Annotated in this window: 19 protein-coding genes and 1 pseudogene; 16 read left to right on the top strand and 4 right to left on the bottom strand. The window is 70.8% G+C overall.

What is annotated here, in order from left to right:
• Positions 1–50 precede the first annotated feature (50 nt).
• From KDK95_RS15740 to KDK95_RS15715, 6 genes and pseudogenes are all read left to right on the top strand, one after another.
• Positions 51–866 carry an SDR family NAD(P)-dependent oxidoreductase gene (locus tag KDK95_RS15740; RefSeq protein ID WP_212518913.1) on the top strand — a complete coding sequence of 272 codons (816 nt, stop codon included), beginning with the start codon at positions 51–53 and terminating at the stop codon, positions 864–866.
• 46 nt (positions 867–912) lie between these two features.
• Positions 913–2,055 carry an FAD-dependent monooxygenase gene (locus tag KDK95_RS15735; protein WP_212518912.1) on the top strand — a complete coding sequence of 381 codons (1,143 nt, stop codon included), beginning with the start codon at positions 913–915 and terminating at the stop codon, positions 2,053–2,055.
• Position 2,056: 1 nt separating this feature from the next.
• Positions 2,057–2,470: pseudogene (locus KDK95_RS15730) on the top strand (aldo/keto reductase); the annotation flags it as partial.
• Positions 2,471–2,612: 142 nt separating this feature from the next.
• A complete protein-coding gene (locus KDK95_RS15725; RefSeq protein ID WP_212518911.1) occupies positions 2,613–3,434 on the top strand; it encodes an SAM-dependent methyltransferase in 822 nt (273 codons plus the stop codon).
• Between the two features lie 200 nt (positions 3,435–3,634).
• Complete coding sequence (locus KDK95_RS15720) at positions 3,635–4,222, top strand: hypothetical protein (protein ID WP_212518910.1); 588 nt, start codon at positions 3,635–3,637, stop codon at positions 4,220–4,222.
• A 200-nt stretch (positions 4,223–4,422) separates the two neighbouring features.
• Entirely contained in the window at positions 4,423–4,998 is a 576-nt protein-coding gene (locus KDK95_RS15715; protein WP_212518909.1) for a hypothetical protein, read from the top strand.
• Positions 4,999–5,055: 57 nt separating this feature from the next.
• On the opposite strand, the gene KDK95_RS15710 is transcribed toward KDK95_RS15715, so the two are convergent.
• The 3 genes from KDK95_RS15710 to KDK95_RS15700 all read right to left on the bottom strand — a co-directional run bounded on the left by KDK95_RS15710 (position 5,056) and on the right by KDK95_RS15700 (position 9,168).
• The gene (locus KDK95_RS15710; RefSeq protein ID WP_212518908.1) at positions 5,056–5,490 is read right to left on the bottom strand and encodes a DUF5709 domain-containing protein; all 435 of its coding nucleotides are present in this window, start codon (positions 5,488–5,490) and stop codon (positions 5,056–5,058) included.
• Positions 5,483–7,960 carry an ATP-dependent Clp protease ATP-binding subunit gene (locus tag KDK95_RS15705; RefSeq protein WP_307844386.1) on the bottom strand — a complete coding sequence of 826 codons (2,478 nt, stop codon included), beginning with the start codon at positions 7,958–7,960 and terminating at the stop codon, positions 5,483–5,485. The genes KDK95_RS15710 and KDK95_RS15705 overlap by 8 nt, the downstream gene beginning before the upstream one ends.
• A gap of 92 nt (positions 7,961–8,052) precedes the next feature.
• Positions 8,053–9,168: a PP2C family protein-serine/threonine phosphatase gene (locus tag KDK95_RS15700; RefSeq protein ID WP_212518907.1), complete on the bottom strand. Its 1,116-nt coding sequence runs from the start codon at positions 9,166–9,168 to the stop codon at positions 8,053–8,055.
• 143 nt (positions 9,169–9,311) lie between these two features.
• On the opposite strand from KDK95_RS15700, the gene KDK95_RS15695 reads away from it, so the two are divergent.
• The 10 genes from KDK95_RS15695 (at position 9,312) to KDK95_RS15650 (ending at position 21,391) form a co-directional block, all read left to right on the top strand.
• Positions 9,312–10,367, top strand: a complete 1,056-nt coding sequence (locus tag KDK95_RS15695; protein WP_212518906.1) for a LacI family DNA-binding transcriptional regulator — start codon at positions 9,312–9,314, stop codon at positions 10,365–10,367.
• A 93-nt stretch (positions 10,368–10,460) separates the two neighbouring features.
• Positions 10,461–12,161 carry a ribulokinase gene (araB, locus tag KDK95_RS15690; RefSeq protein WP_212518905.1) on the top strand — a complete coding sequence of 567 codons (1,701 nt, stop codon included), beginning with the start codon at positions 10,461–10,463 and terminating at the stop codon, positions 12,159–12,161.
• Positions 12,162–12,166: 5 nt separating this feature from the next.
• On the top strand, positions 12,167–12,859 hold the full coding sequence (locus KDK95_RS15685) for an L-ribulose-5-phosphate 4-epimerase (RefSeq protein ID WP_307844383.1): 693 nt from the start codon (positions 12,167–12,169) through the stop codon (positions 12,857–12,859).
• Positions 12,859–14,352: an L-arabinose isomerase gene (gene araA, locus KDK95_RS15680; RefSeq protein ID WP_212518904.1), complete on the top strand. Its 1,494-nt coding sequence runs from the start codon at positions 12,859–12,861 to the stop codon at positions 14,350–14,352. Before KDK95_RS15685 ends, araA begins: the two co-directional genes overlap by 1 nt.
• Before the next feature lie 193 nt (positions 14,353–14,545).
• Positions 14,546–15,679: a substrate-binding domain-containing protein gene (locus KDK95_RS15675; RefSeq protein WP_212518903.1), complete on the top strand. Its 1,134-nt coding sequence runs from the start codon at positions 14,546–14,548 to the stop codon at positions 15,677–15,679.
• 2 nt (positions 15,680–15,681) lie between these two features.
• Positions 15,682–17,262, top strand: coding sequence for a sugar ABC transporter ATP-binding protein (locus KDK95_RS15670; protein ID WP_212518902.1), 1,581 nt, complete (start codon positions 15,682–15,684; stop codon positions 17,260–17,262).
• Positions 17,259–18,278: an ABC transporter permease gene (locus tag KDK95_RS15665; protein ID WP_212518901.1), complete on the top strand. Its 1,020-nt coding sequence runs from the start codon at positions 17,259–17,261 to the stop codon at positions 18,276–18,278. The genes KDK95_RS15670 and KDK95_RS15665 overlap by 4 nt, the downstream gene beginning before the upstream one ends.
• Before the next feature lie 86 nt (positions 18,279–18,364).
• Complete coding sequence (locus KDK95_RS15660) at positions 18,365–19,510, top strand: substrate-binding domain-containing protein (protein WP_212518900.1); 1,146 nt, start codon at positions 18,365–18,367, stop codon at positions 19,508–19,510.
• A gap of 22 nt (positions 19,511–19,532) precedes the next feature.
• Positions 19,533–20,549, top strand: coding sequence for an ABC transporter permease (locus tag KDK95_RS15655; RefSeq protein WP_212518899.1), 1,017 nt, complete (start codon positions 19,533–19,535; stop codon positions 20,547–20,549).
• Positions 20,546–21,391: an ATP-binding cassette domain-containing protein gene (locus KDK95_RS15650; protein ID WP_212518898.1), complete on the top strand. Its 846-nt coding sequence runs from the start codon at positions 20,546–20,548 to the stop codon at positions 21,389–21,391. Before KDK95_RS15655 ends, KDK95_RS15650 begins: the two co-directional genes overlap by 4 nt.
• Positions 21,392–21,545: 154 nt before the next feature.
• Here the strand turns inward: KDK95_RS15650 and KDK95_RS35850 are convergent, their stop codons facing one another.
• Positions 21,546–23,225, bottom strand: coding sequence for a glycoside hydrolase family 99 protein (locus tag KDK95_RS35850; protein ID WP_249161355.1), 1,680 nt, complete (start codon positions 23,223–23,225; stop codon positions 21,546–21,548).
• Positions 23,226–23,259: the final 34 nt, after the last annotated feature.

Genomic DNA, 23,259 nt, shown 5'->3' with positions numbered 1-23,259 from the left:
AGCAGGCTGGTCGCTCAGCCCCCGTCACCGGGGCCGGTCACGGTGTCACCGTGCCGGGCGACGACCCGGCACGGTACACCGCCGGTCCGGGCGGCGAGGCAGCCGGTCGCACGGCCCTCGTCACCGGGGCCGGAAACGGGCTGGGCCGAGCGATCGCCCTCGGCCTGGCCCGGGCCGGCGCCCGCGTCATCCTCGTCGGGCGCACCGCGGCCAAGCTCCAACAGACCGCGGCGCTCTTCCCCGACCCGGGGTCGGCCCGGATCGAGGTCTGCGACGTCTCCTCGCCGCCGTCCGTCGACGCCCTGCGCGCCGGCCTGGACGCGGGCGCCGAGGAGATCAGCATCCTGGTGAACAACGCGGGCATCGGCGGCCCGGTCAAGGCCCTGACGGACATCGAGCCGGAGGAGTGGGACGAGGTCTTCTCGGCGAACGTGCGCAGCATCTATCTGATGTGCCGGGCGTTCCTGCCGCAGATGACCGAGCGCGGCATCGGCGACGTGATCAACGTCGCGTCCGTCAGCGGCAAGCGCCCGCTGACCCGGCGCACCCCGTACACGGCCTCGAAGATGGCCGTGCTCGGCCTGACCCGCACGCTCGCGTTCGAGGTGGGCCCGGCGGGCGTCGCCGTGAACAGCCTCTCCCCCGGCCCGTGCCGGGGACCGCGGATGGAGCGCAACTTCACCCTCGAGGCGGCGGCGACCGGAACCACGTACGCCGAGGCCGAGGAGGCATTCGTCAGCCGCGCCGCGCTGCGCCGCCTGGTCGAGGAGGACGAGGTCGCGGCAGCCGTCCTCGCCATGCTGCGCATGCCCGGCCTGTGCGGCGCGGACATCGACCTGTCCGCGGGCATGATCGCCCCGGCCTGATTCTTCATCTCGAAATCGGCTTTTCGTACTTGCAAAGGAGCATGCCGTGGGCGTGCAGAAGGTTCTCGTCGTCGGCGGCGGCATCACCGGCAGCGTGCTGTCGCTCGCCCTGGCCCAGCGCGGCGTCCAGGTGGACCTGGTCGAGATCAGCCCCGTCTGGCACGGCGTCGGGCACGGCATCACCGTGCAGGGCAACGCGCTGGCCGCCTTCGAGAAGATCGGCATCCTCGACGACGTGCTCGCCCGCGGCGTGCCCTACGACAAGCTGAAGATGTGCAAGGCGGACGGCACGGTGATCGCCGAGGTGCCGACGCCGCGCACCGGCGGCGAGCGGCTCCCGGCGACGATGGGCGCGCTGCGCTCCGACCTGCAGAGCATCCTGTGCGACCGGATCTACGCGGCCGGCGTGAAAGTACGCCTCGGCCTGACGGCCACCTCGCTCGCGCAGGACGCGCAGCGCGCCTACGTCGAGTTCAGCGACGGCACCACCGGCACCTACGACCTCGTGGTCGGCGCGGACGGCATCCGGTCGAAGATGCGCGGCATGCTCGGCATCGACACCCTGCCGCAGCCGACCGGCATGAGCATCTGGCGCGTCGTGGCCGAGCGCCCCGCCGACACCGAGACCCACGAGGTCTACTACGGGGGCCCGCGTTACAAGGCCGGTTACTCCCCGATCTCGAAAGACAGTTGCTACGCCTACGTCCTTGACGAGGACGGCACGATCGCCGACTTCGGCGGAGGCGAGGGCGGACGGCCCGCGTGGGAGTTGATGTACGAGCGCTCCGAGGGCTACACCGGCAAGTGGGGCAAACTGCGCGAGGCCATCGGCCCGGAGTCGAACGTCGTGCACACCCGGATCGAGTGGCTGCTGGTCGAGGACCCGTGGTTCCGCGGCCGCGCCATCGTCATCGGCGACGCCGCGCACGCCTGCCCGCCGCTGATCGCCCAGGGTGCGGCGATGTGCGCCGAGGACGCCACCGTTCTCGCCGAGATGGTCACCGGCGACGCGCCGGTGGAGAAGGTGCTGCCCGCCTTCATGAAGCGGCGCATGCCGCGCGTCGAGATCGTGGTGCGCAACTCGATGAAGCTGGTCGGCTTCGAGATCGACGCCGGCGAGAGCACCGACCGCGACGTCGCGGTCACCATGAGCGAGGCGCTCGGCTTCCTCGCCTCCGGCGAGGCGTAGGCAAGTACCGCAGCAGGGTCTGATCCGCCACCTCGGCGTCAGCAACGCGACGGCGGATCAGGTCGCTGAGGCGAGGTCCATCGCGCCGATCGTGTGCGTGCAGAACATGTACAACCTCGCCTACCGTCACGACGATCCGATGATCGACGAGCTCGCGGAGGCTGGTATCGCATACGTGCCCTTCTTCCCCCTCGGCGGCTTCACCCCCCTCCAATCCGACGCACTCTCGGCCGTCGCCACCCGCCTCGCCGCGACGCCGATGTCCGTCGCCCTGGCATGGCTGCTGCATCGCTCGGCGAACATCCTGCTCATCCCCGGCACCGCGTCCAGCGCGCACCTCCGCGAGAACGCCGCGGGCGCGGGGATCACACTCACGGAAGACGACCTGGCCGCCCTCGACAAGATCGGCCGCTAGGGAAGGAGCGGTCAACCCGCGCATGACCGCGGGACCGGTGGTCCGATTCCGGGCGGCGTCGGCTGAGAGGAATTCGCCTCGGGTTGCGGTACCGGGCGTGACTCCGCTCTGGTATCAATGGCGGTGCGAAGGAGGTCGCCTGATGCAGCATCGACCCGCGTGGGCACCGGATGAGATCGACATCGAGCGGCCGTCGGTGGCGCGGATGTACGACTGGTTCCTCGGTGGCTCGCACAATTTCGCCTGCGATCGGGCGCTGGCCGAGCAGGCGATGAAGGTCTTCCCGGACGCGCCGCACGTGGTACGGGCGAATCGGTCGTTCCTGTACCGGGCCGTGACGGCGCTGTGCGAGCTGGGAATCGACCAGTTCCTCGACCTGGGGTCGGGGATTCCCACCGCGGGCAACGTGCACGAGGTGGCGTCGGCCGCCCGGCCGGGGGCGCGGACGGTGTATGTGGATTCTGATCCGGTGGCGGTGGCGCACGCGTCGGCGCTGCTGTCGGGGACGCCGTCGGTGAGCGTGCTGCACGCGGACCTGCGGGATCCGGACGCGGTGCTGCGGGACGCGGTGCGCGCGGGAGGCCTGGATCTGTCGCGGCCGGTCGGCGTGCTGCTGGTGTCGGTGCTGCCGTTCGTGCCGGACGCCGACGATCCGGCCGGAATCGTCGCGGCGTACCGGGAGGGGACGGTCCCCGGCTCCTACCTCGCCGTGAGCCACGGCACCAACGACTACCGGCCGAAGGCCGTCGGCGAGGTCGAGGACGTCTACGCGAACACGACGCAGCCGGGGGTGTTCCGGAGCAAGGCGGAGCTGGCCCGGATCCTCGAGGGCTACGAGATGCTGCCGCCGGGGCTGACCGACCTGATTCACTGGCGGCCGGAGCCGGGGGCGCTCGAGTCGGATCCGCTGAACGGGGACGTGTCTCGGTACAGCTTGATCGGCGGGGTCGGCATCAAGCGGTAGCGGGCCGGCTGCCGGTCGTGCACCTGCTGCCGCCAGCGGGCCCGCTGGCGGCAGCAGGCGGCCCGCCGGGAGCGGGCCGGCCGCCGACCTGTTCGGATCAGGCACGTGAACGGCGTCGAGCCGGTCTTCCCGCGCATCGGCGAGCGGGCACGACGCAGGACGCGCTGGACCTGCTGCCGGAGGCATAGTAAGCAGGACCGATGACGATCCCCTCGGTTCCGGTCACCGCGGCGGAGTTCCCGCTCGTGCTGCTGCGCCGGATGGCCGACTACCAGCCGCAGCTCGTCGAGGACGCGCGCACCCGCCTCGGGTACGACGTGTCCGAGATGCGCGCGGTGAACGCCACCTGGCAGCGGATGCTGCGCAGCAGGCACTCGCGCGGTCCGCTGGGGCAGCTGCACAGCGTTCTCGGCAGGCCGGTGGAGGTCGTCGAGCGCACGGTGGGCGACGCGCCGTGCCGCTGCGAGCAGTGGGAGTTGCCGCAGGAGGTGTGGCCGGGCCTGCGCTTCGAAGCGTTCATCGGGCCCGGCGACATGCTGCTGAAGGAGCATCTGGTGCGCGCCCCGGGCGCGGCTCGGCCTGTGCTGCGCGGACTCGGCGACCTGACGCCGTGGTCGTGCGTGCTCGGGGACGTCGCGGTGGCGTTCGGGCGGCTGCGGCAGCTCGAAGGCTCGGCGCCGACGCGCGATCTGGCCCTGATCGACGATATCGACGACGGGTCCGGTCAAAAGATCACGGTGGCGGCCGAATTCGTCTACGGGCTGCTGCAGTCGGCGTATCGGTATTGATCATATCCCTGTGATCAAAGCGTCCCGAGACGTGGAATCTCCCTGGTCACGATGCGGGACCGCGGCCGTCGGTCCGTTCGGCTACCCAGGCATACCGCATGGCTCTACAATCCCTGGGAATCGTTCTGGAATCTGCAGCCGCGGGAATATGGCTGCTGTTTTCCGTGTCGCAACGGATCTTCTCTGGGAGGGCACAACACATGGATCTGAGCAAACTCGGTCGGACCGAGCAAGTAATTTCGGCGGTGGGCCTGCTGCTGTTCGTCTTCAGTTTCCTGCCGTGGTACTCGATCAGCTACCTGGGTCTCAGCTGGAGCGCCGACGCCTGGTCGGACCCCAGCGGGTTCCTCGACTGGTTCCCGGTCCTGCTGCTGCTCGCCTACGGGGTGATCCTCGCGCTCCCGGCCTTCGGCGTCGCGCTCGACATCCCGACGCTCGCCGGCGCCGTCAACCGGGCGTTCATCGGGCTCGCGCTGTCCGCGTTCGCGGTGCTGCTGTTCGCGATCCAGGGCCTGACCTACCCGTCGGCCGACGGCTACGGCGGCCCGTCCTGGGCGTACTTCGTCGCACTGGTTCTCGCGCTGGCCGCGGGCGCGCAGAGCTACCTCGGCTTCACCCGGCAGGGCGGCTCCTTCGCCCAGGTCAGCGAGGGATTCAAGGCCCGTACGCAGGGCGCGGCGCCGGCCCAGCAGGTGCCGGCCCAGCAGCAGTACGAGCAGCAGCCGTACCAGCAGCCCGAGGAGCAGGGCCAGCAGCCGCCGGCCCCGCCGGTCTGATCGCGCGGGTGCGACTGACGACGGGGGCGCGTTCCGCGGAGCGCGCCCCCGTCGGCGTCAGTCCTCTTCGTGCATCGAGTGGTAGCGGATCTCGCCGTTGTCCATCAGGTGCACGGCGGCCTCCTCGGCCCCGGCGGCGTACGCGTCGGTCCCGACGTCCTCCGCCATCAGCCGCCCGTCCGACACCAGCCGCCCGGAGCGCGGACCCGGGCCGTCGGCCCAGCGGTCGTCGACGACGTCCGGCGCGTCGGCGTCGATCTCCGGCTCCTCCTCGGCGAGGAGTTGGTCCAGGCTCTCGCCCGCGCGCGCCTCGGCCTCAGTGACGCCGTACCAGTTCGAGGCGCCGTAGTGATCGGGCGGCTCGATGCCGGTGTCCAGCGGGTCGTCCTCGTAGTCGTCGGTGGACAGGTCGTCCGCGGGCTCGAGGACGCCGTCGTCCTCGGGATCGTCGTAGGTGTACTCGTCGTACTGGTAGTCACTGGTCTCAGTCATCGTTCTCCGCACCTCCAGCGAGACGCACGGTCAGCTTTCCGTCCTCGCCCACGTCGGCGACGATCGTGTCCCCCGGCTTGGCCGTGCCGTCGAGCAGCAGCACGGCGAGCCGGTTGTCGAGCTCCGTCTGCAGCGTACGGCGCAACGGCCGCGCACCGAACTCCGGCCGGTGCCCGAGCTCGACGAGCCTGCGCTTGGCCTCGTCGGTCACCTCCAGTTCCATGCCCTGCGCCTTGACACGGCGCCGGCTCCGGTCGAGCAGGAGCTCGATGATGCTGCTCAGGTCCTGCTCGGTGAGCGCGTGGAAGACCACGATCTCGTCGATCCGGTTCAAGAACTCCGGCAGGAAGCGCTTCGCCAGCTGCTCCATCAGCTGGTCCCGGATCTCGTCCGCGCGGCCCTGGTGCGCGAGGATCAGCTGAGAGCCGACGTTGCTCGTCAGGATGACCACCGTGTGCCGGAAGTCGACCGTGCGGCCCTTCGCGTCGGTCAGCCGGCCGTCGTCGAGGACCTGGAGCAGGGTGTTGAACACGTCCGGGTGCGCCTTCTCGATCTCGTCGAAGAGCAGCACGCTGTACGGACGGCGGCGCACCTTGTCGGTCAGCTGCGCGGCGTCCTCGTAGCCGACGTACCCGGGCGGGGAGCCGACGAGCCGGGAGACGGTGTGCTTCTCCTGGAACTCGCTCATGTCGAAGCGGATCATCCGGTCCTCGTCGCCGAACAGCAGCTGCGCGAGCGCCTTGGCGAGCTCGGTCTTGCCGACCCCGGTCGGGCCGAGGAAGAGGAACGAGCCGACCGGGCGGTTCGGGTCGCCCATCCCGGCGCGGTTGCGGCGCACCGCCTCGGCGACGGCGGCCACGGCCTCGTCCTGGCCGACGACCCGCTCGTGCAGGGCGTCCTCGAGGCCGAGCAGCCGCTGCTTCTCGCTCTCCGTCAGCTGGGCGACCGGGATGCCGGTGCGCCGGGAGACGATCTCGGCGATGTCGTTCGCCGTCACCTGCATCACGCCCTCGCGGCGCTCCTCGACTCCGGCCAGCTCGGCCTCGACGCGGTCGATCTCCGACTTGAGCTCGTTGGCCTTCTCGTAGTCCTCGGCGCCGACGGCCTGGTCCTTCTCGCGGCGCAGCCTGGCGAGCTCGTCCTCGCGCGAGACGACGTCGGTGGACTTGCCGAGCGAGCGCAGCCGGATCCGCGCGCCGGCCTGGTCGACGAGGTCGATCGCCTTGTCCGGCAGGAAGCGGTCGGAGACGTAGCGGTCGGACAGCTCCGCGGCGGCCACGAGCGCGTCGTCGGAGAAGCGGACCTGGTGGTGGGCCTCGTAGGAGTCCCTGAGGCCCTCGAGGATCTGGATCGTCTCCTCGACCGTCGGCTCGGGGATCATCACCGGCTGGAACCGGCGCTCCAGCGCGGCGTCCTTCTCGACGTGGCGGCGGTACTCGTCGATGGTCGTGGCGCCGACGACGTGCAGCTCGCCGCGGGCGAGGGCGGGCTTGAGGATGTTGCCCGCGTCCATCGCGCCCTCGCCGCCGGAGCCCGCGCCGACGACCGTGTGCAGCTCGTCGATGAACAGGATCGTGGAGTCCGAGGCGCCGCGCACCTCCTCGATCACGCCCTTGAGCCGCTCCTCGAACTCGCCGCGGTACTTCGCCCCGGCGACCAGGCCGGGCAGGTCGAGGGCGACGACGCGCTTGCCCTCCAGCGTCTTCGGCACCTCGCCGGCCACGATCCGCTGCGCGAGCCCCTCGACGATCGCGGTCTTGCCGACGCCGGGCTCGCCGATCAGCACCGGGTTGTTCTTGCCGCGCCGGGAGAGGATCTCGATCGTCTGCTCGATCTCCCCCGCGCGCCCGACCACCGGGTCGAGCCTGCCCGCGCGGGCCTCCTCGGTCAGGTCGCGGCCGTACTGGTCGAGCGTGGGCGTGTCGGAATCGGCTCGGGGGCGCCGGCCGCGCGGGGCGGAGGGGTCGGAGACCTCGATCCGCTGGCCGCGCAGGAAGCGGCCGGCGCCGGAGTCCGGGTCGTCGAGCAGGGCGGCGAGGATGTGCTCGGCGCCGATGTACGAGGCGCCCTCGCCCTGCGAGCGGGCGTGCGCGCCGAGCAGCACGCGCTTGGCCGCCGGAGTCAGGCCCGGCTCGGCGGACGCCGCCTCGCTCTCCCCCGGCAGCGCCGCCTCGATCGCCTTCGCCACCTGGTCCGGATCCGCGCCCGCGCGGGAGAACGCGGAGCGGGTCGGCTCGATCCGCGTCGCCGCCCACAGCAGGTGCTCGGTGTCCAGGTCGGCGCTGCCGTCCGCCTGCGCGCGCACGGAGGCCTGGGTCAGCAGCTCCCGCGCCGACTCGGTGAGCAGCCGTCCGATGGGCACCCGCTGCACGGCCGGCGGCGAGCTCGCCGGCGACATGCCGAAGAAGCGGCCGAGCAGTTCGCCGAACGGGTCCTGTCCGCCGAATCCGCCGTAGGACGAGATGGACACGGGGCTCACTCCTTCTCGGTGATGCGGGGCGACGCTCAGACCGTACGTAGCGGTGCCGCGCCGCCGCCGCCGGAGTGGGCCGATCGAGCGAATCAGCCCGCCGGAGCGGGCGGATGCGCGGCGGGCCGCTGGACCGTGAGGATCGCGATGTCGTCCTGCTGGCGCCCGCGCGAGAAGGCCCGCGCGTCCCGGCGCAGCGCCTCGGCGACCCGCTCGGCCGGCACGCCGCGCGCGGCCCACAGGGCCCGCTCCGGCGGGTAGAACTCGCCCTTGCGCGAGCGCGATTCGCTCAGCCCGTCGGTGTAGAGCACCAGGCATTCGCCGGGCAGCAGCTCGAAGGCGTTGAGCTCGCGCGGGGCGTCGAGCAGGTCGCCGAGCCCGAGCGGCAGGCCGACGGAGGCGAGCTCGACCGGCACCGGCCCGCCGCGCCGGCCGAGCAGGATCGGCGGCAGGTGGCCGCAGTCGACGGCGAGCGCCTTGGGCTGGCCTACCGGCCCGATGTGCAGCACGAGCGCGGTGGCGAAGCGCTCGGAGCGCCCGGCCTGGACGGCGAAGGCGTTGTGCCGCGCGAGGGCCGATTCGAGCGCGTCGACGACGTCCAGCAGCTCCGGTTCGCGGTACGCGGCCTCCCGGAACGCCCCGACGATGCCGAAGGCCGCGCCCATCGCCGGCAAACCTTTTCCCTGCACGTCGCCGATCAGCACCCGGGTGCCGAACGGGCTGGCCACGACGTCGTACACGTCCCCGCCGACCAGCTTGTCCTCGTCGACGGGCTCGTACACGCCGCCGACCACGACCTCCGGGGTGTGCTGCGGCAGCGGGGGCAGGATCTCGCGCTGCATCGCGGTCGCGGTGAAGCGCAGCCTGGCCATCCGCTCGTTGCGCCGGATCCGCTGCCGGCACAGCACCACGGCGGCGACGCCGAACAGGAGCACGACGGCCACCGAGAGCAGCGCGTCGCGGCTGCGCGGGTCCGGATAGTAGAGCAGTTCGGCGATCGTGACGCCCAGGCTCCAGGCCGCCACGAACACCGTCTGCCGCACGGTCGCGAAGCCCGCCATGATGGCCGGCAGGAAGACGAAAAGTCCGATGAGCCGGGTATTGGTGCCCAGCACGACTCCCGTGCCCAGCACGATCGCGGTGAGGGTGACCGTCCAGGTCAGCACCGAGACGAGAGCCGGCGGCCTGGGTTGCGCGGGGCTGCTCATAGTGACACAAATGGTACCTAACCGGCCGCTCGCGGGCCCGTCGCGCCTCGCGGACGCCACGTTTCCAAAGCGTGACCGGAGCTTCGCGCCGAGCGGCCCCTCAAGCCTTGACCCGCCAAAATGTTTGCGCTATCAATTTCCCCATGCAATCCACTGGGAATGGTCGGGCACCCGTCATGGCCGACGTCGCGCAGGCCGCCGGCGTCTCGCACCAGACGGTCTCTCGCGTGCTCAACGACCACCCCAATGTGAAGCCGGCCACCCGGGAGCGGGTGCTCGCGGCCATCAGGGAACTGGGCTACCGGCCGAACGTGGCCGCCCGGGCCCTGGTGACCCGCCGTACCCGTACCCTCGGCGTCATCAGTTTCAACACGACGCTCTACGGTCCGGCCTCGATGCTCTACGGGATCGAGCAGGCGGCCAAGGACCTCGACTACTTCGTCGCGGTCGCCGCCCTGTCCGCGCTGGACCGGCGCTCGGTGCTGGACGCCGTCGAGCGGCTGCGCGACCAGGCCGTCGAGGGCATGATCGTGATAGCCCCGCAGAACAGCGCGGTCAACGCGCTCTCGCAGGTGCGCTCCGACATCCCGCTCGTCGCCGTCGGCTGCGGCACTCACGCCGCCCTGTCCTCGGTCGCCGTCGACAACGAGGCGGGCGCCGAGCGGGCCACGAACTACCTGCTCGACCTGGGCCACCGCACCGTGCACCATGTGGCCGGGCCGCGCTCCTGGCTGGACGCGCAGGAGCGCGAGGCCGGCTGGCGGCGCACCCTGCTGGCCCGCGGCGCCGCGGTGCCGGAGCCGATCTACGGCGGAGACTGGAGCGCGCGCAGCGGCTTCGAGATCGGCCGGGAGATCGCCGGGCGGGTCCGCGACGGGCAGGACCCGGTCACGGCCGTGTTCTGCGCCAACGACCACACCGCGCTCGGCCTGCTGCGCGCCGTGCAGCAGGCGGGGCTGAAGGTGCCGGAGGAGCTGAGCATCATCGGCTTCGACGACATCCCCGAGGCGGAGTACTTCGGTCCGCCGCTGACCACCATCCGGCAGGACTTCGACGAGGTCGGGCGGCGCGCCCTGGCCACCGTGATCGACCTGGTGGACAACGCGGCGGCGGGCGCGCCCGCCCCGCGCCAGGCGCCCCGGGTGACCGTGGGCCCCAGCCTGGTGGTGCGCGCCTCCACCGCCCCGCCGCAGGTCTAGCTCTCAACCGCAGCAGATCGACCACTACTCAGCACACGTACAGCGCACGATCCCCGATCCACCTCCGCGAACGATGCCGATGGGAACTCGACGATGAGCACCGACGCCGATTTTGTTAACGCTCACAATCCACACCTTGATAAATACGTGATCGGCGTGGACTACGGCACGCTCTCCGGTCGGGCCCTGGTCGTGCGCGTCTCGGACGGCGCCGAGCTGGGCAGCGCCGTGCACGAGTACGCCAGCGCGGTCATCGAGCGGGCGCTGCCGGCCACCGGCGCCAAGCTGCCGCCGGACTGGGCGCTGCAGGACCCTGACGACTACCGGGAGGTGCTGCGGCGCGCGGTGCCGGAGGCGCTGCGGGTCGCGGGCGTCGCGGCGCAGGAGGTCGTGGGCATCGGCGTGGACTTCACCGCGTGCACCGTGCTGCCGACCCTTAAGGACGGCACGCCGCTGTGCGAGCTGCCCGAGTTCCGCGACCGGCCGCACGCGTATGTGAAGCTGTGGAAGCACCACGCGGCCCAGTCGCACGCCGACCGGATCAATGCGCTGGCTCACGAGCGGGGCGAGCCGTGGATCGGGCGCTACGGCGGCAAGATCTCCTCGGAGTGGGAGTACGCGAAGGGCCTCCAGTTGCTGGAGGAGGACCCTGAGATCTACCACCGCGCCGAGCGCTGGATCGAGGCGACGGACTGGATCACCTGGCAGCTGACGGGCACCGAGTCGCGCAACGCCTGCACCGCCGGGTACAAGGGCATCCTGCAGGACGGCGCGCGGCCGGGCGCCGAGTACCTGGCCGCGCTCAACCCGGAGTTCACCGGCTTCACCGCGAAGCTCGAGTATCCGATCTCGCAGCTCGGCGAGCGGGCCGGCGGGCTGACCAAGGAGGCGGCCGGCTGGACCGGGCTGCCGGAGGGCATCGCGGTCAGCGTCGGCAACGTGGACGCGCACGTGACGGCTCCCGCGGTCAAGGCGGTCGAGCCGGGCCGGATGGTCGCGATCATGGGTACCTCGACCTGCCACGTCGTGTCCGGCCCCGGCGGCGGGGCGCCTGCGGACGTGGCCGGCATGTGCGGCGTCGTGGACGGCGGCATCATCGCCGGTCTGTGGGGCTACGAGGCCGGGCAGAGCGGCGTCGGCGACATATTCGCCTGGTTCGTCAACGGCTTCGTCGGGCCGGAGTTGCACGCGGCCGCGATCGAGCGGGGCATCTCGCTGCACGAGCTGCTCACCGAGCGGGCCGCCGCGCAGGCGCCCGGCGAGCACGGCCTGGTCGCGCTCGACTGGCAGTCCGGCAACCGCTCGGTACTCGTCGACCATGCGCTCTCCGGCGTGATCCTCGGCCTGACGCTGGCCACCGAGCCGCACGAGGTCTACCGGGCGCTGCTGGAGGCCACCGCCTTCGGCACCCGGGTGATCGTCGAGGCGCTGAAGGCGGGCGGGGTCGAGGTGGTCGAGTACATCGCGGCGGGCGGGCTGACCAAGAACAGCTTCCTGATGCAGATGTACTCCGACGTGCTGCGCTGCCCGGTCAGCATCGCCGGCTCGGCGCAGGCTCCCGCGCTGGGGGCGGCGATCCACGCGGCGGTGGCGGCCGGGGCGTACCCGGACGTGCCGGCCGCCGCGCACGCGATGGGCAGCGTGATCCCGAGCGCCTACACCCCGGATGCGGACCGCGCCGCCGCCTACGACCTGCTGTTCGCCGAGTACCTGACCCTGCACGACCACTTCGGCCGCGGCGGCAACGACGTGCTGCACCGGCTGCGCGAGATCAAGGCTGGAACCCAGAAGTGAGCACTGTGACATCAGAGATATCCGCGGACGTGCGGGCCGCGGTCGAGGCCGCCAAGGCCGACGTCTGCGCCCTGCACGCCTACCTGCCCGCGGCCGAGCTGGTCGCCTGGACCTCCGGCAACGTCTCGGCCCGGGTGCCCGGCGCCGACCTGATGGTGATCAAGCCGAGCGGCCTGGAGTACGCGGACCTGACCCCCGCCTCGATGGTCGTGTGCGACCTGTACGGCAACAGGGTCGAAGGCGACTACGCGCCGTCGAGCGACACCGGCTCGCACGCCTACGTCTACCGGCACCGCCCGGACGTGAACGGCGTGGTGCACACCCACTCCCCCTACGCGACCTCCTGGGCCGCGCGCGCCGAGGCGATCCCGTGCTGCCTGACGGCGATCGCGGACGAGTTCGGCGGCGACATCCCGGTCGGGCCCTTCGCCCTGATCGGCGACGAAGCCATCGGGGAGGGAATCGTCGAGACGCTGGAGGGGAGCAACTCGCCCGCCGTCCTGATGCGCAACCACGGAGTGTTCACCATCGGCGCCTCCGCGCGGGCCGCGGTCAAGGCCGCGGTGATGGTCGAGGACGCGGCGCGCACCGTGCACCTGGCCCGGCTGCTCGGCCCGGTGACTCGACTCGACGACGCCGACATCGCTTCGCTGCACGACCGGTACACGAACGTCTACGGCCAGAAGGGCGCCAAGTGATGTCTGAGAAGACTGTCTGGTTTCTGACGGGAAGCCAGGGCCTTTACGGCGAGGACACGCTGCGCCAGGTCGCCGACCAGTCCCAGCGGATCGCCGGGACTCTGGCCGACTCCGGCCTGCCGGTGCGGATCGAGTGGCGCCCGGTGCTGCTGACCGCGGACTCGATCCGCCGGGCCCTGACGGACGCCTCGGCCGACGACTCGGTGGCCGGCGTGATCACCTGGATGCACACCTTCTCCCCCGCGAAGATGTGGATCGGGGGCCTGAGCGCCCTGGACAAGCCGCTGCTGCACCTGCACACCCAAGCCGACGCGCCGCTGCCGTGGTCCACCATCGACATGGACTTCATGAACCTCAACCAGGCCGCGCACGGCGACCGGGAGTACGCGCACATCAACGTGCGCGTCGGGGTGGCCAGGAAGACCGTGGCCGGGCACGTCTCCGACCCGGCGGTCATCGCACGCATCGACGACTGGGCGCGCGCGGCGCTGGCGAGGGCCGATCTGCGCACCCTGAAGCTGGTGCGCTTCGGCGACAACATGCGCGACGTGGCGGTGACCGAGGGCGACAAGGTCGAGGCGCAGATCCGGCTCGGCGCCTCCATCAACACCTACGGCGTCAACGATCTCGTCGAGGCCGTCGACGGCGCCGAGGAATCCGCGATCGACGCACTGGTCAACGAGTACGAAGACGTATATACTGTGGATGCGTCACTGCGGAGGGGCGGCGAGCGGCACGGCTCGCTGCGCTACGCGGCGCGGATCGAGGCCGGCCTGCGGCAGTTCCTGACCGCCGGCGGCTACGGCGCCTTCACCACCAACTTCGAGGACCTCGGCGGCCTGCGGCAGCTGCCCGGCCTGGCCGTGCAGCGCCTGATGGCCGACGGCTACGGCTTCGGCGGCGAGGGCGACTGGAAGACCGCGCTGCTGCTGCGAGCGCTGAAGACCGCGGGCGCCGGCCGGGCCGGCGGGACCTCCTTCATGGAGGACTACACCTACCACCTGGAGCCCGGCAAGGAGCTGATCCTCGGCGCGCACATGCTCGAGGTCTGCCCCTCGATCGCCTCGGCCACCCCGTCCTGCGAGATCCACCCGCTGGGCATCGGCGGCCGCGAGGACCCGGTGCGCCTGGTGTTCGACGCCGCGCCCGGACCGGCGATCGTGGCCGGCCTGGCCGACCTCGGCGACCGGCTGCGGATCATCGCCAACGAGATCGACGTGGTCGACCCGCCCGAGCCGCTGCCCGCCCTGCCGGTCGCCCGCGCCGTGTGGGCCCCGCGCCCGGACTGGCGCACCTCCGTCGAGTCCTGGCTCACGGCCGGGGCCCCGCACCACACCGTCCTGTCCTGCGCGATCGACCGCGAGGTGCTGACCGACCTCGCCGACCAGCTCGGCGTCGAGCTCGTGACGATCGGCGCGGACACCACCGTGCGCCGCTTCGCCCAGGAGCTGCGCTGGAACGCCGCGTACCACCGGCTGGCCCGCGGCCTCTAGACCAGCGCGGGCGGCGGGCGAGGGCCGCACACCCCCCGCCGCCCGCGCTCCCCAAAGACTTCCGCCGCATTCCCGGCGGGACGCACCACCGGCACCATTCGCTCCACCTCGCACCAAAGCGCACCACGAGAACCGAGGCACCACCCACTTTTCCAGCACCACCAACCCTCACACTCTCGAAGGGCACTGATCAATGAGGATCAAGCGACACCAGACCGCCGTTGCCGCCACGGCACTGATAATCGCGCTCACCGCCGCCGGCTGCTCGAAGTCAAGCGGAAGCACCACCAGCGCCAGCTCGAGCACGACGGCCGCGGCGGTCACCCTGACGGGCAACGTGTCGTTCAACGACGCGAACCTCACCGCCCTGGACACTAAGATCGCCGCGGCGCTCAAGGGCAAGAGCCTGTCCGGCGTCAACATCGCCATGGTCGTCAACGTGGCCGCCGACTACTGGAACGCGGGCAAGACCGGCTTCCAGGCGGGCTGCACCGCCCTCGGCATCAGCTCCTCGAACTGCATCTTCTACGCGCCGCCGAACGGCACGCTGACCGAGCAGGACTCCGAGCTCGAGTCGCTGCGCGGCAAGGGAATCACCGGCTACTCGATCTCCGCGATCGACCCGGCGTCGGCCAAGTCCGCCATCGCGACCGACGTGTCCAAGGGCATCTTCGTGCTCGCCATCGACTCCCCGCTGCCCGGCACCGCCGCGCAGGGCCTCTACCTGGGCACCCCGAACGAGCAGGCCGGCTACCAGGCCGGCGAGGCGATGAAGACCGAGCTCGGCGGGAAGGGCAACGTCGCGATCCTGGTCGGCTCGCTCACCGCGGCCAACGCGACCGAGCGCATCGCCGGCTTCAAGCAGGCGCTGGCCGGCACGAGCATCAACGTGACGGTCACCGAGAACGACAACCTGTCCGCCTCGACCGCCCAGTCGGACGCCGAGACGATCCTGGCCAACCACCCGGACATCAAGGGCCTGTACGGCGTCTACTCCTACGACGGCCCGGCCCTGGCCAAGGCCGTCACCACGGCGGGCAAGACCGGCCAGATCGCGATCGTCTCCGACGACACCGACCCGGCCACCCTGTCCGCGGTCCAGTCCGGCACCATCGCCGCGACCGTCGCGCAGATGCCGTACTACCAGGGCTACACCGGCGCCTACATCCTGGCGGCGGAGAAGGTCCTCGGCTCGGACGCGACGATGGCCATCGTCAAGCCCTACCTCGAGTCGGACGGCACCACGCTCAGCTCCGGCGTCGGCGTGATCACCAAGTCGGACTACTCGCAGTACACCTCCCTCGAGACCCAGCTCGGAATCGGCTGACGATGACAGTGGAACCGACTCTCGAGAAGTCGGCGCCCTCCCTCGGCCGCGCGGTCGTCGCGCGGCTGAGGGGGGTTCACAAGACCTACGGCCCGGTGCGCGTGCTGGACCTGCCCGAGCTCGACCTCTACGCCGGCCAGGTGGTCGGCGTGGTGGGCGAGAACGGCGCGGGCAAGTCCACGCTGATGGGCACCCTGGCCGGGTCTGTGCGCCGCGACGGAGGCGAGATCGAGATCGACGGGCAGGAGCTGGTCGCCGGCTCCACGGCCGAGTCCGCGCGGCTCGGGGTGTCCCTGGTCTCCCAGGAGTTCCCGCTGGTCGGACAGCTCTCGGTGGCGGAGAACCTGCTGCTCGGCCGACGGCCGGCGGACTCGCGCCGCCGGGTCGTGGTCGACCGCGGGGCGCAACGGCGCGCCGCAGAGGCGATGCTCGCCGCGATCGGCCTCGACCCGGCGACGATCCCGGTGCGCCGCGCCGTGCGCGAACTGCCGGTGCCCGCCCGCCAGTTGATCGAGATCGCCAAGGGCTGGGGCCGCGAGCCCAAGCTGCTGATCCTGGACGAGCCGACCTCCTCGCTCGGCCCGGTCGAGGCCCGACTGGTGCTGGACCTGGCCCGGCGGGCCGCCGATCAGGGCGGCGCGGTGCTGTTCATCGGGCACCGGCTTGACGAGGTGCGGGAGATCGCCGACCGGGTGATCGTGCTGCGCAACGGCCGGCTGGTCGCGGACCTGACGCCCGAGGAGGCGACCGAGGACCGGCTCATCCGCGAGATGGTCGGCAACGAGGTCGCGCACAGCGAGCCGAAGAACGCGCCGGCGAGCGCCCCGACGCTGCTGGAGATCACCGACCTCACCGCGGACGGCCTCGGCCCGGTGGACCTGACGGTGCGCGAGGGCGAGATCCTCGGCATCGCCGGGCTGATGGGCTCGGGTCGCAGCAGGCTGATCCACACCATCGCGGGCGCGCAGCCGTCGACCGGCGGGTCGATGACGCTGGCCGGCAAGACCTACGCACCGAAGAACGCCGAGCAGGGCGTGGCGGCCGGGATCGCGATGATCCCGGAGGACCGCAAGCAGCAGTCGCTCGTGCTGTTCGCCCCGATCCGGGACAACGTCACGGTCAGCGTGCTGCGGCGGATCAGCAGCCGCGGCGTGCTCGGGCCGCGCAGGCTGCGCGCCGAGGCCGTGAAGATCACCGACAACGTCAAGGTGCGCATGCAGTCCGTGGACCAGCCGATCGGCTCGCTCTCCGGCGGCAACCAGCAGCGCGCGATCTTCGGCCGGGCCTTCGCGGCCGAGCCGAGGCTGCTGCTGCTGGACGAGCCGACCCGCGGCGTGGACGTCGGCTCGAAGGCGCAGATCTACGAGCTGATCGACCGGGCCGCCGAGTCCGGCATGGCCGTGGTCGCCGCCTCCTCGGAGCTCGAGGAGCTGCTCTGGATCTGCCACCGCATCGCGGTGATGCACCGCGGCCGGGTGGCCGCCGTCATCGAACGCGCCGATGCCACCAAGGAGAACATCATGACCGCCGCGGCGACCGGAGTCGCGCAATCCCGCACCGAGCTGAACGGAAACCCGACGTGAGCGCCCCGACTCTGACCCCAGCCGACGCGCCGGCGGCCGCGCCCTCGGCCGGCTCGAACCTGCTGCGCAAGCTCGCGGCGACCCCGGAGGCCGGCGTCGTGCTGGCCTGCCTGGTCGCCTTCATCGGGTTCTCCATCGCGGCCCCCACCTACTATTCGACCGACAACCTCCAGGTGATGGGCCGCGACCTGGCCGAGTTCGGCATTCTGGCCATCGGCGAGTCCTTCGTCATCCTGACCGGCGGCATCGACCTGTCGGTCGGCGGCCTGGCGGGCTTCGCCGGCATCCTGGCCGGCTGGTTCAACGTCAACGAGGGCCTGCCGGGCCCGGTGGCGATCGTCCTGACCCTGGCGGTCTGCGCCGCGATCGGCCTGTGGCACGGCACCATGGTCAACAAGCTGAACGTGCCGCCGTTCGTCATCACCCTGGTGACCTTCACGATCTGCAAGGGCCTGGCCCTGTCGGTCACCTCGGGAACCCCGATCACCGGCATGTCCAACATCTTCGGCGACCTGTCGCTGTACTACGTCGGCCCGGTGCCGGTCCCCGCGCTGATCTTCCTCGTCGTGGCCGTGGCGACCTGGTTCGCCCTGGAGCGCACCTACGTGGGCCGGCAGATCTACGCGGTCGGCGGCAACGCGGAGGCCGCCCGGCTGGCCGGCATCCCGGTCAAGCGCCGGGTCACCAGCACCTACGTGGTCAGCTCCACGCTCGCCGGCCTCGTCGGCATCCTGATCATCGGACGGCTCGGCGTCGCCGACCCGTCGGTGGCCGCCTCGGGCTACGAGCTGACCGCGATCGCGGCGGCCGTCGTCGGCGGCGTGTCCCTGTTCGGCGGCGAGGGCCGGATCGTCGGCATCGCGGCCGGCGCGATCCTGCTCGAGCTCATCACCAACGGCCTCAACGCCGTGAACGTGAGCGAGTACTACCAGACCGTCGCGCAGGGCGTGGTGCTCGGCGTCGCGATCCTGGCCGACCGGATCAGGGCCCAGTACTTCGGCGGCAGCAGACGCTGACGCCGAGGAATATAAACCCACATAACAACTGAATACTGTCACCACTGACTTATCAGCCGACACACAGCGACGAAGAGGTCTGCTTCATGTCTGGATCGATAGCAGGACAGGAATTCCCCTCCGCGCCGGCCACCACCGGCGCGGAGGGCGGGTCGCTCGAGCGGCGGTCCGTGCTGCGGGCGCTCGGCCTCGGCGGCGGGGCGGCGCTGGCCGCCACGGCGCTGGCCGCGTGCAGCAGCAGCCGCACCTCGAGCTCCACCGGCAGCATCGGCGACTTCCCGAAGACCTCGGCCTGGAAGTTCGCCTTCATCAACCACGTCACCACCAACTCCTTCTTCGCACCCACCCAGAGCGGCATGAAGGACGCGGCGAGCCTGCTCGGGCTGCCCGCGCCCACCTGGACGGGTTCGGAGAACGGCGTGGTCTCCGAGATGGTCAGCGCCTTCGAGACCGCGATCTCCGCCAACGTGGCCGGGATCGCGATCCCGCTCACCGACTCCAACGCGTTCATCGCCCCCACCAAGGCGGCGCTCGCGGCGGGCATCCCGGTGATCGCGTACAACGCCAACGCCTCCGGCAACTACGCGCTCGCCTACGTCGGCCAGGACCTCTACCAGTCCGGCTACCAGATGGGCCTGAAGATCGCCACGGAGGTCACCTCGGGCGACATCCTGGTCGGCATCTCCCAGCCCGGCTCGCTCAACGTGCAGCCGCGCCTCGACGGACTCAAGGCCGCCCTCGCGGCCAAGGCGCCCGGCGTGACCGTGCACACGGTGGACACCGGCGCCGCGCAGGCCGACGAGCTCTCGGCGATGGAGTCGGCCTACCAGGGCCTGAAGGCCGCGAAGGGCATCTACGCGGTGGACGCCGGCTCGACCGCGTCGATCGCCGAGATGATCTCCAAGTACGGCATCAAGGGCCAGGTCCACGCGGGCGGCTACGACCTGCTCGCGGACTCCATCACCGGCGTGAGCTCCGGCGCGCTGGACTTCACCATCGACCAGTCGGCGTACCTGCAGGGGTTCCTGCCGGTGCTGTACATGTTCATGTACCGGATGACCGGCACGCTGGTCTTCCCGCCGGCCACGGACACCGGCCTGACCTTCGTCACCTCGGAGAACGTCAGCCCGTATGCGAGCTCGAAGAGCTGGATCGAGGGCGGCGCCAACAAGGCGGTCGTCCCGATGCCCAGCTCGATCGGCCTGCCCGCGCCGTCCACCGTCCAGAGCTAGGTCCAGAGGCCTGGAGAGATTCATGGCACAGCAAACCCCTCAGCTCACGCGCTCCGCACCGTCGGCCCCCGCCGCCCGGACCGGGTTCGGCACAGGCCTGCTGCGGCGCCGCGAGCTGAGCATCGTGCTGGTGACGATCGCCGCGTTCGCGTACTTCTCGCTGGGAAGCTACGGCTCGGCGTTCAACACCACGAACAACTACCACATCATCATGCAGTACTTCGCGCCCTGGGCGATCATCGCCGCGGGCGAGTCGATGCTGCTGATCTGCGGCGAGATCGACCTGTCGGCCGGCTTCACCTACACCTTCGTGCCCTTCGTCATGATGGCCTTCTACAACCAGGGCCTGGACGTTCCGCTCTCGCTGGTGCTGGCGATCCTCGTGTCGATGGGCATCGGCCTGGTCAATGGCCTGATCCGCACGGTCTTCAACCTGTCCTCGTTCATCACGACGCTCGGCATGGGCTTCTTCCTCGAGGGCATGACCTACATCCAGTCGAACGCGGAGCCCACTCCCCCGCCGCTGACCGGCACGCTGGCCGACGTGCTCGGCGGCTGGCGCTGGTCGGAGCTGGTCTGGGCCCTGCTCATCATCGTCCTGATGCAGGTGGCGCTGTCGTACACCAAGTACGGGGTGTACGCGCAGGCCGCCGGCGGCAACCCGCTGAGCGCGGCGGAGTCCGGCATCAAGGTCAACCGCGTGAAGGTCGCGACGTTCATGCTGACCAGCCTCTTCGCCGGGCTGGCCGGAATCGTGGACCAGGTGCGGGTCGGCTCCTTCGACCCCACCAGCGGCGGATCCCAGATGATGTTCATGGCCGTGGCCGCCGCGGTCATCGGCGGCACGGCGCTGCTGGGCGGTTCCGGCACCGTGATCGGCGCGCTGTTCGGCGCCGTCCTGCTGGCGATCATCCAGAACGGCTTCACCCTGACCGGCGTCAACGCGTACGCGTTCGACGTCGTGATCGGCGTGGCCGTGGTCGCCGCGATGCTGCTCAACGTGTACATCTCGAGCCTGCGAAGGAAGTACCTGCGATGAGCGAGGAGGAGACGGACACCCCGGGCGCCGACGTGCCGCATCAGGCCGCGGCCCCGGACGAGAACGGTGCCGGGACCGAATCCGGTCCGGGCGCGTCCGGGCCGGGCGCCGAGGCCCTGCGCGTGGAGGGCATCTCAAAGCGCTTCGGCCCGGTCACCGCGCTGCGCGACATCAACCTGCACGTGCGCGCCGGCGAGGTGCTCGGCCTGCTCGGCGACAACGGCGCCGGCAAGTCGACCCTGATCAAGATCATCACCGGCTTCCACCGGCCGGACTCCGGCAGGATCGTCCTCGGCGGCGAGGAGGTCTCCCTGCGCTCGGTCGCGCACGCGCGCTCGCTGGGCGTCGAGACCGTGTACCAGGACCTCGCGCTGGTCGACGAGCTGCCGGTGTACCTCAACTTCTTCCTCAACAAGGAGCTGACCGCAGGTCCGTTCCTGCGGCACGGGGCGATGCGGCGGCGGGCGGTCGACGCACTGGCCGAGGTCGGCATCAACATCCCCTCCGTCAGCGCCGAGGTCAGAGCGCTGTCCGGCGGCCAGCGCCAGGCCATCGCGGTCGCCCGCGCGGTCAACACGGCCGCCAAGGTGCTCCTGCTCGACGAGCCCCTAGCCGCGATGGGCGCCCGCGAAGGCGGTCAGATCCTGCGTCTGATCGACCGGCTGCGGCAGCGCGGCGACCTGGCGATCATCCTGATCGCGCACAACTACAGCCAGGTCATGGACGTCTGCGACCGGGTGAACCTCCTGCAGCACGGGGAGATCACCTTCGACCGCCCGACGGCCGAGACCTCGGTCGCCGAGCTCCTCGAACTCGTCCACGCCGAGTACCGGATGGCGTGACGCGTCGAAGGACACGAGCAGGACCGGGCCGGCGGCGAGCGGAGTGAGCCGGCCCGGTCCGTCGTGTCCGGGGATCGCGCCGGACGACCGGTCGGCGCCCGGTCTCGTCTCGGGGTGACGACGATACGGCTACGACGGCCCGCTCTAGACGCGTCTAGCTGCCGTACACCTGCAACTCCGAGAGCTGACCCGCCGGCCAGCCGGTGTTGGCCGTGAAGGTGAGCTTCACGTAGCGGGCCGGGGCCGCCGCGAACGTGGCGGTGGCGGTGTTGCCGGTCGACGGGTTGAACGTATACCCGGCGGACGCCGCCAGGGTCGTGTACGTCGAGCCGTCGGTGCTGCCCTGGATGGTGATCGTCTGGGTGCGCGTTGCCCACGACGTCGACGGCGGCAGGTCCATCACGATCCTGCCGACCGGGACCGGCGAGCCCAGGTCGACCTGCAGCCACTGCGGGAAGGCGTTGTCCGTGCTTTCCCAATAGGTGCTCGTGTTGCCGTCCACGGCGTTCGCGGGCGTGTAGGCCTGGGTGTACCCGCTGCCGGTGGCCGGCTTGTTCAGGGCGAGGTTCGTGCCGGGCGTGGTTCCGCCGCCGCTGACGACGGGCTGGGTCGGGCGGACGTTCGTCAGGGCGATCTGGCCCTTGAGCATCCGTCCGCCGTCCGCGGTAAGCCGCAGGTAGTAGTCCGCCGAGCAGGCGGTGCCGTCCTCGTCGAGGGAGTTGAGGCCCGAGTTGCTCGGCACGTACGCCTGGGTCGGCGCGGTGTTGACGATCTGGTTGCCCTCGCCGAACTCGTCGAACATGGAGATGTAGATCCCCTGCGCGCCGACGCGGACCATGTTGTAGAACTGCTCCCACATGAAGTCGCCGTGCGCGCGCTGGTTCGCCGAGAGGTCGCCGGGCAGAACGCAGGGCTGGTAGTCGATGCCGTTCGCGTTGCAGTAGGCCTGATCGCCGACGTTCACGTTCGTGTAGAAGCTGTCCGAGTCGGCCGACGTGCCGATCCGGCCCACCATCCACGGCGAGATCATGTTGAAGGCCGAGTAGACGCTCAGGTAGCCGGAGCGCGAGTCGTTGACGCCGGTGCGCCAGTAGGTCGGGACGCCGCCCATCACGTAGCAGCCCTGGCTCTGGAACCACTGGATGACGGAGAGGCAGTCGGACGCGGCCCACGGGTGGTTGGCGTCGTTGAAGCCGAAGCCCCATATCCCGACGACCGGCTTGCCGTTCTGGTGCGCGTACGCGGAGGACGACGTGTACTGCGACATCACGTTCGTCCAGTCGGCGGGCATCTCGGTGGCCATGTTCGTCCAGCCGGTGGCGTCGTACATGATGTAGAACTTGCGGCCATGCGCCTGCGCCGAGGTGTTCAGCTTGGCGGTGATCGCGTTGCGGGTCGGGCCCTCGCTGCCGTTCGGGTCGAAGCGCTGCAGCGCGATGGTGTCGATCGCGTTGGCCTGCATGAGCGAGCAGTGCGCGTCGATGACCTGCTGGTCGTATGAGGAGAAGAGGTTCGGCGCGCCGCCGTTGTTGAGGTTCGCGTACGCGGTGGTGTATCCGGTGTCGTAGATCGTCATGTCCGGCCAGGCCTTGAGGTTCTGGTTGCTCGGCGACGGCGGCTGCGCCTCGTTCTGGCTCCAGTGCCACCAGGCGTCGATCGGGGCGCCGTCGCCGATGCACGCGAACCAGCCCTGGTAGCCGACCGTGATCTTGCCGACGACATCGCCGGCGGCGCTCGCGGCCGCGGCGGGTGACGCGGACAGGGCGCCGAGGGCCGCCTGGGCCGCCGGCAGCGCGGCGGCGGAGAGGAGAAGCTTTCTGCGGGTGATGGGCATGCGCTGGAGAGTAGAACTCCAGACACATGGTCGC

Source organism: Actinospica acidithermotolerans, assembly GCF_018139625.1.
Lineage (GTDB): Bacteria > Actinomycetota > Actinomycetes > Streptomycetales > Catenulisporaceae > Actinospica > Actinospica acidithermotolerans.
Note: the sequence above shows the minus strand (reverse complement) of the source record. Positions and strands in the feature narration are given on the sequence as shown.

Coding starts and splice junctions, on each gene's coding strand:
- KDK95_RS15725 (WP_212518911.1), top strand. CDS start 2,613: ATGCAGCATCGACCCGCGTGGGCACCGGATGAGATCGACATCGAGCGG.
- KDK95_RS15720 (WP_212518910.1), top strand. CDS start 3,635: ATGACGATCCCCTCGGTTCCGGTCACCGCGGCGGAGTTCCCGCTCGTG.
- KDK95_RS15715 (WP_212518909.1), top strand. CDS start 4,423: ATGGATCTGAGCAAACTCGGTCGGACCGAGCAAGTAATTTCGGCGGTG.
- KDK95_RS15710 (WP_212518908.1), bottom strand. CDS start 5,490: ATGACTGAGACCAGTGACTACCAGTACGACGAGTACACCTACGACGAT.
- KDK95_RS15700 (WP_212518907.1), bottom strand. CDS start 9,168: ATGAGCAGCCCCGCGCAACCCAGGCCGCCGGCTCTCGTCTCGGTGCTG.
- KDK95_RS15695 (WP_212518906.1), top strand. CDS start 9,312: ATGCAATCCACTGGGAATGGTCGGGCACCCGTCATGGCCGACGTCGCG.
- araB (WP_212518905.1), top strand. CDS start 10,461: ATGAGCACCGACGCCGATTTTGTTAACGCTCACAATCCACACCTTGAT.
- araA (WP_212518904.1), top strand. CDS start 12,859: ATGTCTGAGAAGACTGTCTGGTTTCTGACGGGAAGCCAGGGCCTTTAC.
- KDK95_RS15675 (WP_212518903.1), top strand. CDS start 14,546: ATGAGGATCAAGCGACACCAGACCGCCGTTGCCGCCACGGCACTGATA.
- KDK95_RS15670 (WP_212518902.1), top strand. CDS start 15,682: ATGACAGTGGAACCGACTCTCGAGAAGTCGGCGCCCTCCCTCGGCCGC.
- KDK95_RS15660 (WP_212518900.1), top strand. CDS start 18,365: ATGTCTGGATCGATAGCAGGACAGGAATTCCCCTCCGCGCCGGCCACC.
- KDK95_RS15655 (WP_212518899.1), top strand. CDS start 19,533: ATGGCACAGCAAACCCCTCAGCTCACGCGCTCCGCACCGTCGGCCCCC.
- KDK95_RS15650 (WP_212518898.1), top strand. CDS start 20,546: ATGAGCGAGGAGGAGACGGACACCCCGGGCGCCGACGTGCCGCATCAG.
- KDK95_RS35850 (WP_249161355.1), bottom strand. CDS start 23,225: ATGCCCATCACCCGCAGAAAGCTTCTCCTCTCCGCCGCCGCGCTGCCG.